Genomic DNA, 7,650 nt, shown 5'->3' with positions numbered 1-7,650 from the left:
GCGGGTCGCGGTGCGGCTGGGCGCCGGGCTGCTGCTCGACGCCGTCGACGTGCAGCCCGGCGGCGACGGCGTGCTCACCACCCACTCCGTGTTCGGCGGCAGCTGGACCACCACGTCCACCGCCACCGGTGGGACCACGGTCGTCACGCTGCGGCCCGGCAGCATCGCCGAACGCCTGTCCGCGGCCGACCCGCAGGTGGCGATCCTCGACGTCGCACCCGGACCGGACGGCGTCGTGGACTCCTTCACCCCGGCGCAGGTGACGAGCAGCCGCCCCGACCTGCGCGCCGCCTCCGTCGTCGTGTCCGGTGGCCGCGGGCTCGGCTCGAAGGACGCCTTCGCCCTGGTCGAGCAGCTCGCGGACGCGTTCGACGGCGCGGTGGGCGCCTCCCGCGCCGCCGTGGACGCCGGGTACGTGCCCCAGTCGCACCAGGTGGGGCAGACCGGGGTGACCGTCTCCCCCGACCTCTACGTGGCCCTGGCCATCTCAGGGGCCATTCAGCACCAGGCCGGGATGTCGACATCTGGCACGGTGGTGGCCGTGAACAGAGATCCTGACGCGCCCATCTTCGACATCGCCGACTTCGGGGTGGTCGGTGACATCTTCACCGTCGTCCCCCAGCTGGTCGACGAGATCCGCTCCCGTCGGGCGGGGGCCGCGTGAGCACCTCCCGTCTGACTGCACTCAAGGACGGGCGCTGGTCCCGGCTCGTCTGGCTCGTCCCGGCCGCGCTCGCGGTGCTCGTCGTGCTCGTCCTGCTGGCGCGCTGGGTGCGCGCCCAGCCGGCCGTCGCCGACTGGGTCACCCGCTACCCCGGCGTCGCCCCGCTGCCCGCCGGCGCACCCGTGGGCACCCCGGCGTGGGTCGCGATCACCCACTTCCTCAACCTGTTCTTCATGGTCCTCATCGTGAAGTCGGGGATGTCGATCCGGCACACCCGGCGCCCGTCGGGCCACTGGACCCGCAGGTTCCCGCCGCCGCGCGGCGGACATCGGCCGACCACGATCACCCTCGAGCAGTGGTTCCACGTGAGCCTGGACATGCTGTGGCTGGTCAACGGGATGGTGTTCGCGGTCCTGCTGCTCACCTCCGGACGCTGGGTCCGCCTGGTCCCGACGAGCTGGGACGTGCTGCCCAACGCGGCGTCGGCGGCGCTGCAGTACCTGTCGCTGCAGTGGCCGCACGAGAACGGCTGGGTGGCCTACAACGCCCTGCAGCTGCTCGCCTACTTCGGGACGGTCTTCGTGCTGGCCCCCGCGGCGGCGCTCACCGGCATCCGGCTGTCGGCGCTGTGGCCGAAGAACAACCCGACGGCGGACCGGCTCTACCCCATCGAACGGGCCCGTGCCGTGCACTACCCGGTGATGCTCCTGTTCGTCCTGTTCGTCATCGTGCACGTGACGATGGTGCTCACCACCGGGGCGCTGCGGAACCTCAACCACATGTTCGCGCTGCGTGACGACACCTCCTGGCTCGGGCTGGGAGGGCTCGCGATCGCCGTGGTGCTGATCGTCGCGGCCTGGGTCGCGGCCCGACCCGTCGTGCTCAAACCGCTGGCCGCCCTCACCGGGAAGGTCACCCGCTAGCCCTCGGACCGGCCGCCCGGCCGGCCCTGCCCCCACGTCAGCGTCGACCAGGAGGTACGGATGTCGTTCTACGAGCAGGACCACGAGGACTACCGAGAGACCGTGCGCGAGTACGTCCGGCGGTACGTCAGCCCGAGCTACGACCGGTGGGAGGCCGACCGGCTCATCGACCGAGAGGTGTGGCGACCGGCCGGTGAGGCCGGGCTCATCGGGCTCGACGTACCGGAGGCCTACGAGGGTCCGGACCTGCACGACTGGCGGTTCCGGATGGTGGTGGCCGAGGAGCTCAACATGGCCGGCGCCGCCTCGCTCACCATCGCGTTCGCCGTGCAGGACGACCTCGTGCTGCCGTACCTCATCGACCTGGGCACGGACGAGCAGAAGGCACGCTGGCTGCCGGGGATGGCCGCCGGTGAGCTCATCGGTGCGATCGGGATGACCGAGCCGGGCGCAGGCTCCGACCTGCAGGCCATCCGCACCACCGCGGTGCGCGACGGCGACGACTGGGTGCTCAACGGGCAGAAGACGTTCATCTCCAACGGGATCAACGCCGACCTGGTCATCGTGGTCGCCAAGACCGACCCCGCCGCGGGCGCGCGTGGCATCTCGCTGCTCGTGGTGGAGCGCGGCATGCCTGGCTTCGAGCGAGGGCGCAAGCTCGACAAGCTGGGGCTGCACGCCCAGGACACCGCCGAGCTGTTCTTCACCGATGTGCGGGTGCCGGCCACCAACGTGCTGGGCGAGATCGGGCACGGTTTCGGCTACCTCATGCAGCGCCTGCCCCGCGAGCGGCTGTCGATCGCGGCCGGCGGCTATGCGGGCGCCCGGGCGGCGCTGCAGTGGACCCAGGACTACGTGTTCGAGCGCAAGGCGTTCGGCCAGCGCATCGGCGACTTCCAGAACACCCGGTTCGAGCTCGCCGAGATCGAGACCGAGATCGACGTCACCCGCGCCTACCTCGAGCAGTGCGTGCTCAAGCTCAACGCCGGGACGCTCACCACGGTGGAGGCGTCGAAGGCCAAGTGGTGGGCGACCGAGCTCGAGGGCCGGGCGACCACCCGGCTGCTCCAGCTGTTCGGCGGGTACGGGTTCATGGACGAGTACCCGATCTCCCGGGCGTTCCGCGACTCGCGGGTGCAGACCATCTACGGCGGGACGACCGAGATCATGAAGGAGATCATCGGGCGGGACATCGCCGCCCGGTACCGCTGAGGCCACCGACGCCGGTGCGCGCCGGACCGTTCAGACAGGTTCGGCGCGCACCGGCTCCGGCGCCTGGCCCGGCCCCGGCTCGGGTGCCGGCTCCCGCTCGGGCTCGGAGGACGGCTGCGCGGCGACGGCCGGGACCGTGAGCCGCGGCAGCAGCAGGTGGATGAGCGGGCCCACCCCGACTGCATAGACGAGAGTGCCCACGCCGACCGTCCCGCCGAGCAGCCATCCCACGGCCACGACCGCGACCTCGATGGAGGTCTTGACCACCCGCACCGACCAGCCGGTCCGGGCGACGAGCCCGGTCATCAGCCCGTCGCGCGGCCCCGGACCGAGCCGGGCACCGATGTAGAGCCCGGTCGCGACGGCGTTCGTGACGACGCCGCCGACGAGCAGGAGCACCCGCCAGCCCATCGCGAGCGGCGGCAGCAGGTCGAGCACGTTGAGCACCGGGTTCACGAGCGCGCCGATGACGATGACGTTCGCCACCGTGCCGAGGCCCGGTCGCTGCCGCAGCGGCCACCAGCAGGCGAGCACAGCCAGTGACGTGAGGCCCGTGATCAGGCCGAACGAGGCACGGGTGTGCACCTGGATGCCCAGGGTGAGCACGTCCCAGGGCATCGCCCCGAGGCCGGCGTGCACGAGCATCGCCATCGAGACCGCGAACAGCACGAGCCCGGCGAGCAGCCGCGCCCCGCGTGCCACCGGACCCGTGCCACGGGGCGGGCGTCCCGCCGAGGTCGTCGTGCGCGCCGGGGTCATGACGGCGATCCTGACGTGCCGAGCACGCTCGTGCCGCCGGCGACCGTACGCCGGACGCGCTGGTCCGAGCGCACGCCCGGCGCGTCGACGCCGTGGGTGCGCTGAACGTCCAGGTCACGGGCCTGCACAGCGTCCAGCCCCCGAGCCCGCACGGCATCCAGGTCCCGAGCCAGCCGGTCCGCATCCGGGTGGGTCGCCCGGACCGGTCCCCAGCCGGGTCGACGGACGAGAAGGACGACGGGCACGAGGAGCACCGCGACGACCGCGAGCGCGAGGAAGGTGTCCATGCCCCGAGACTGCCGGGCGATTGGCCTTGAAGCCCAGGGCCACTTGCCCGAGAGTGGACCGGTGAGCACCCTCCCCGTCGACCGCACCGTCAGCAGCGCCCGGCTCGCCGGCCTGCTCGAGGGCTGGCGCGGCGAGGGGCCCGCCTACAGCGCGCTGGCCGGCGGGCTGCGGGCCGCCGTGCTGGCCGGCGCGCTGCCCACCCGCACCCGGCTGCCCTCCGAGCGCGACCTGGCCGCGGCCCTCGGGCTGTCGCGCACCACCGTGAGCGCCACCTACGACCTGTTGCGCGACGAGGGCTACCTGGTGAGCCGTCAGGGCTCCGGCACCGTCACGGCCCTGCCGCCCGGCGCGACCCGCTCGCCCCGGTTCAACGACCTGCCCGACGCCCACCTCATCGATCTCACCAAGGCCGCGCCGTCGGCCCCGCCCGAGCTCACCAACGCCTGCGCGCAGGCCGTCGAGGACCTGCGCGCGCACCTGCGCAGCCCCGGCCTCGAACCACTCGGGCTGTCTGTGCTGCGCGCCGCCGTCGCCGACTGGTACGTCGAGCGGGGCGTACCCACCGACCCCGAGCAGGTCCTCGTCACCACCGGTGCCCAGCAGGCGATCCACCTGCTCGTCTCGCTCTTCGCGCGACGCGGCGACCGGGTCGTCGTCGAGCACCCGACCTATCCGAACGCCATCGACGTGGTCACCGCGAGCGGCGCCCGTGCGGTCCCCGTCCCGGTCGGCGAACGCGGCGTCGACGTCGACCTGCTGCTCGCCACCGTCCGGGCCAGCGACCCGCGCGTCGTCTACCTCGTGCCCGACCACCACAACCCGACAGGGACGGTGCTCCCCGCGGCGGACCGGGAGCGGCTGCGCCGGGGTCTGGCGCGCACGGGCGCACTGCTCGTCGTCGACGAGGTGTTCGCCGACCTCGGTCTGGACGCGCCGGCACCGCACTCGCTGCTCGGGTCCGGCACCGACAGGCACGTCGTGGGCATCGGCTCGGCGTCCAAGAGCTACTGGAGCGGGCTGCGGGTCGGCTGGATCCGGGCGTCGCGCGACCTCGTCTCCCGGCTGGCGACCGAACGGGCGAAGGTCGACATCAGCGGGTCGGTGCTCGACCAGCTCGTGGTGACCCGGCTCATGCAGCAGCGGGCCGGGCTGCTCGCGCGCCGCCGGGAGGAGCTGCGCGAGAGGCGCGACCGCATCCTGTCCCAGCTGGCCGACCAGCTCCCGGGCTGGCAGGTCCAGGTCCCGGCGGGCGGGTTGAGCCTGTGGATCGACCTGGGCGCACCGGCGTCCAGCGCGCTCGCCCGCGTCGGGCGACGGCACGGTGTGCACCTGGTGCCCGGCACGGCGTTCGGCGTCGACGGCAGCTTCGACAACCGGCTGCGGCTCACCTACGCCGAGCCCGAGGAGGTGCTGGACGAGGCGGTGCGCCGGATCGCCACCGCCTGGCACGAGGTCGACCGCGGCGCCGGGACGCGCACCCGGCGCGGGTCGGCACCCGCCTGATCGTCCAGGCCGCCGGGGCTCGGCACCGCGTCGCGGGGCTCTGTGGACCAGGAGCAACCCCGGTCCGCACCGCCTGGCCTCAGGCCGACGGACCGGCCCGACGCCCGGCACGCTGGCGGGCGTTGTAGTCACGCACCCGCTGCGGGTACCCGGTGCGCTGCACGTCGTACACCGGGATGGCCAGCTCCTTGGCCAAGTCACGGGCGGTCCTGGCGTCCGGCACCTTGCGGCGGGTCCACTCACCGTCCGTCGCGACCAGCATCACCGTGGTGGGGGTCACATTCGTCTGCGGCTCGACGTAGGCCTCCACGCCCACCCGCGTCGCGACGAAGTCACGCAGGTGCGACAGCGTGGCGGCGCGCGCCTCGCGCTGCGTCGGCTCGGCGTCCGGGGTCGCGCGGCGACGCTTGAACAGGCCCATCCACCGAGGGTAACCGGCCCCGGCGGGCTTCAGGCGGGTCCCGGAAGGTCACCCGCGGCGCCACGCGCGGTTCCGCTCGCGGCGAGACTCGGTCGTGACCACCCCGGCGGGATGCCAAGATGGGACGAAGGCCCTTTCACGTCGTCGACAGGAGTGTGCACGTGGCCGAGGAGAACGCCTACGACATCGTCGTCCTTGGCGCGGGCAGCGGCGGCTACGCCGCAGCGCTGCGCGCCGCCGAGCTGGGCAAGAGGGTGGCGCTGGTCGAGGCCGACAAGGTCGGTGGCACGTGCCTGCACCGGGGGTGCATCCCCACCAAGGCGCTGCTGCACGCAGCCGAGCTGGCGGACGACGCCCGCGAGGGCGAGCACTACGGCGTGCACACCACGCTCGAGCGCATCGACATGGCCGAGGTGAACCAGTACAAGGACTCGGTGATCGGCCGGCTCTACAAGGGCCTGCAGGGCCTGGTCGCCTCCCGCAAGGTCGACGTCATCTCCGGCTGGGGCCGCCTCGTGGGGCCGAACCAGGTCGAGGTCGACGGCCGGGTGCTCACCGGTGAGCACGTGGTGCTCGCCTCCGGCTCCTACGCCCGCACGCTGCCCGGTCTGGAGATCGGCGGCCGGGTCATCACCTCGGACACCGCGCTCCAGCTCGACTGGATCCCGCAGTCCGCGGTCATCCTCGGCGGCGGGGTCATCGGCTCGGAGTTCGCCAGCGTGTGGCGCTCCTTCGGTGCCGAGATCACCATCGTCGAGGCCCTGCCGCACCTCGTGCCCAACGAGGACGAGGCGATCAGCAAGGCGTTCGAGCGTGCCTACCGCAAGCGCGGCATCGGCTTCAAGGTCGGCGTCCGGTTCGCCGGCGTCGAGCAGGACGACGCGGGCGTGCACGTGCGCCTCGAGGACGGCACCACCCTCGACGCCGACCTGCTGCTGGTCGCCGTCGGGCGCGGTCCGGCCACCTCCGGTCTGGGCTACGAGGAGCAGGGTGTGCGGCTCGACCGCGGCTTCGTGCTCACCGACTCCCGGCTGCACACCGGCGTGGGCAACATCTGGGCCGTGGGCGACATCGTCCCCGGGCTGCAGCTCGCGCACCGCGGGTTCGCCCAGGGCATCTTCGTGGCCGAGCAGATCGCCGGGCTGGCCCCGGCACCGATCGTCGAGTCGGGCATCCCCCGGGTCACCTACTCCAACCCCGAGGTCGCGTCCGTCGGCCTCACCGAGGCCGCCGCGAAGGCGCAGTTCGGCGACGACCAGGTGGTCGCCCTCGACTACAACCTCGGCGGCAACGGGAAGAGCCAGATCCTCGGGACGCAGGGCTTCATCAAGCTCGTGCGCCGTGTCGACGGCCCCGTCGTCGGCGTCCACATGATCGGCGCCCGCGTCGGTGAGCTCGTGGGCGAGGCCCAGCTCATCGTCAACTGGGAGGCCTACCCCGACGACGTGGCCTCGCTCGTGCACGCCCACCCGACCCAGAACGAGGCCCTCGGTGAGGCCTTCCTCGCGCTGGCCGGCAAGCCCCTGCACGCCCACGCCTGAGAGCCGAAGGAGACACCACCCCCATGTCGCACAACGTGCAGCTCCCCGCCCTGGGCGAGTCCGTCACCGAGGGCACCGTCACCCGCTGGCTCAAGGCCGTCGGTGACCGTGTCGAGGTCGACGAGCCGCTCCTGGAGATCTCGACCGACAAGGTCGACACGGAGATCCCGTCCCCGGTCGCCGGGGTGATCGAGCAGATCCTCGTGCCCGAGGACGAGACCGCCGAGGTCGGTGCCGTGCTGGCCGTCATCGGCGACGGCACGGGGGCCGCGCCGGCCCCCGCCGAGCCGGCCGCGCCCGCGCAGGCCGAGGCCGCCGCACCCGAGCCCGCCGTGCAGG

General features: G+C 73.1%; 9 protein-coding genes. 6 read left to right on the top strand and 3 right to left on the bottom strand.

Annotation, left to right across the window (positions count from 1 at the left end; all coding sequences use genetic code 11):
- From F2B26_RS13120 to F2B26_RS13110, 3 genes are all read left to right on the top strand, one after another.
- Positions 1-664, top strand: a 664-nt coding sequence (locus tag F2B26_RS13120) for an electron transfer flavoprotein subunit alpha/FixB family protein (RefSeq protein ID WP_159810083.1), incomplete at its 5' end; no start/stop codon positions are given.
- On the top strand, positions 661-1,587 hold the full coding sequence (locus tag F2B26_RS13115; RefSeq protein ID WP_159810081.1) for a cytochrome b/b6 domain-containing protein: 927 nt from the start codon (positions 661-663) through the stop codon (positions 1,585-1,587). The genes F2B26_RS13120 and F2B26_RS13115, both read left to right, overlap by 4 nt.
- Before the next feature lie 60 nt (positions 1,588-1,647).
- Entirely contained in the window at positions 1,648-2,799 is a 1,152-nt protein-coding gene (locus F2B26_RS13110; RefSeq protein ID WP_159810079.1) for an acyl-CoA dehydrogenase family protein, read from the top strand.
- 30 nt (positions 2,800-2,829) lie between these two features.
- Here F2B26_RS13110 and yczE read toward each other — a convergent pair whose 3' ends face one another.
- Together yczE and F2B26_RS13100 are read right to left on the bottom strand one after the other, a co-directional pair.
- The gene (gene yczE / locus F2B26_RS13105) at positions 2,830-3,558 is read right to left on the bottom strand and encodes a membrane protein YczE (RefSeq protein ID WP_201292736.1); all 729 of its coding nucleotides are present in this window, start codon (positions 3,556-3,558) and stop codon (positions 2,830-2,832) included.
- Positions 3,555-3,845 (bottom strand): hypothetical protein, encoded by a 291-nt coding sequence (locus F2B26_RS13100; protein ID WP_159810077.1) that lies wholly within the window; start codon positions 3,843-3,845, stop codon positions 3,555-3,557. Before F2B26_RS13100 ends, yczE begins: the two co-directional genes overlap by 4 nt.
- A gap of 61 nt (positions 3,846-3,906) precedes the next feature.
- Between F2B26_RS13100 and yczR the strand changes: the two genes are divergently transcribed.
- Positions 3,907-5,349 (top strand): MocR-like transcription factor YczR, encoded by a 1,443-nt coding sequence (gene yczR, locus F2B26_RS13095; protein ID WP_235929664.1) that lies wholly within the window; start codon positions 3,907-3,909, stop codon positions 5,347-5,349.
- 79 nt (positions 5,350-5,428) lie between these two features.
- On the opposite strand, the gene F2B26_RS13090 is transcribed toward yczR, so the two are convergent.
- Positions 5,429-5,770, bottom strand: coding sequence for an oxidoreductase (locus tag F2B26_RS13090; RefSeq protein WP_159810073.1), 342 nt, complete (start codon positions 5,768-5,770; stop codon positions 5,429-5,431).
- A 119-nt stretch (positions 5,771-5,889) separates the two neighbouring features.
- Here F2B26_RS13090 and lpdA point away from each other — a divergent pair, with 119 nt between their 5' ends.
- Complete coding sequence (gene lpdA / locus F2B26_RS13085; RefSeq protein ID WP_159810071.1) at positions 5,890-7,311, top strand: dihydrolipoyl dehydrogenase; 1,422 nt, start codon at positions 5,890-5,892, stop codon at positions 7,309-7,311.
- 23 nt (positions 7,312-7,334) lie between these two features.
- Positions 7,335-7,650: biotin/lipoyl-containing protein (locus F2B26_RS13080; RefSeq protein WP_328698681.1), on the top strand; the 316-nt coding region annotated here is incomplete at its 3' end.

The organism is Cellulomonas citrea, assembly GCF_009829685.1.
GTDB lineage: Bacteria > Actinomycetota > Actinomycetes > Actinomycetales > Cellulomonadaceae > Cellulomonas > Cellulomonas citrea.
Note: the sequence above shows the minus strand (reverse complement) of the source record. Positions and strands in the feature narration are given on the sequence as shown.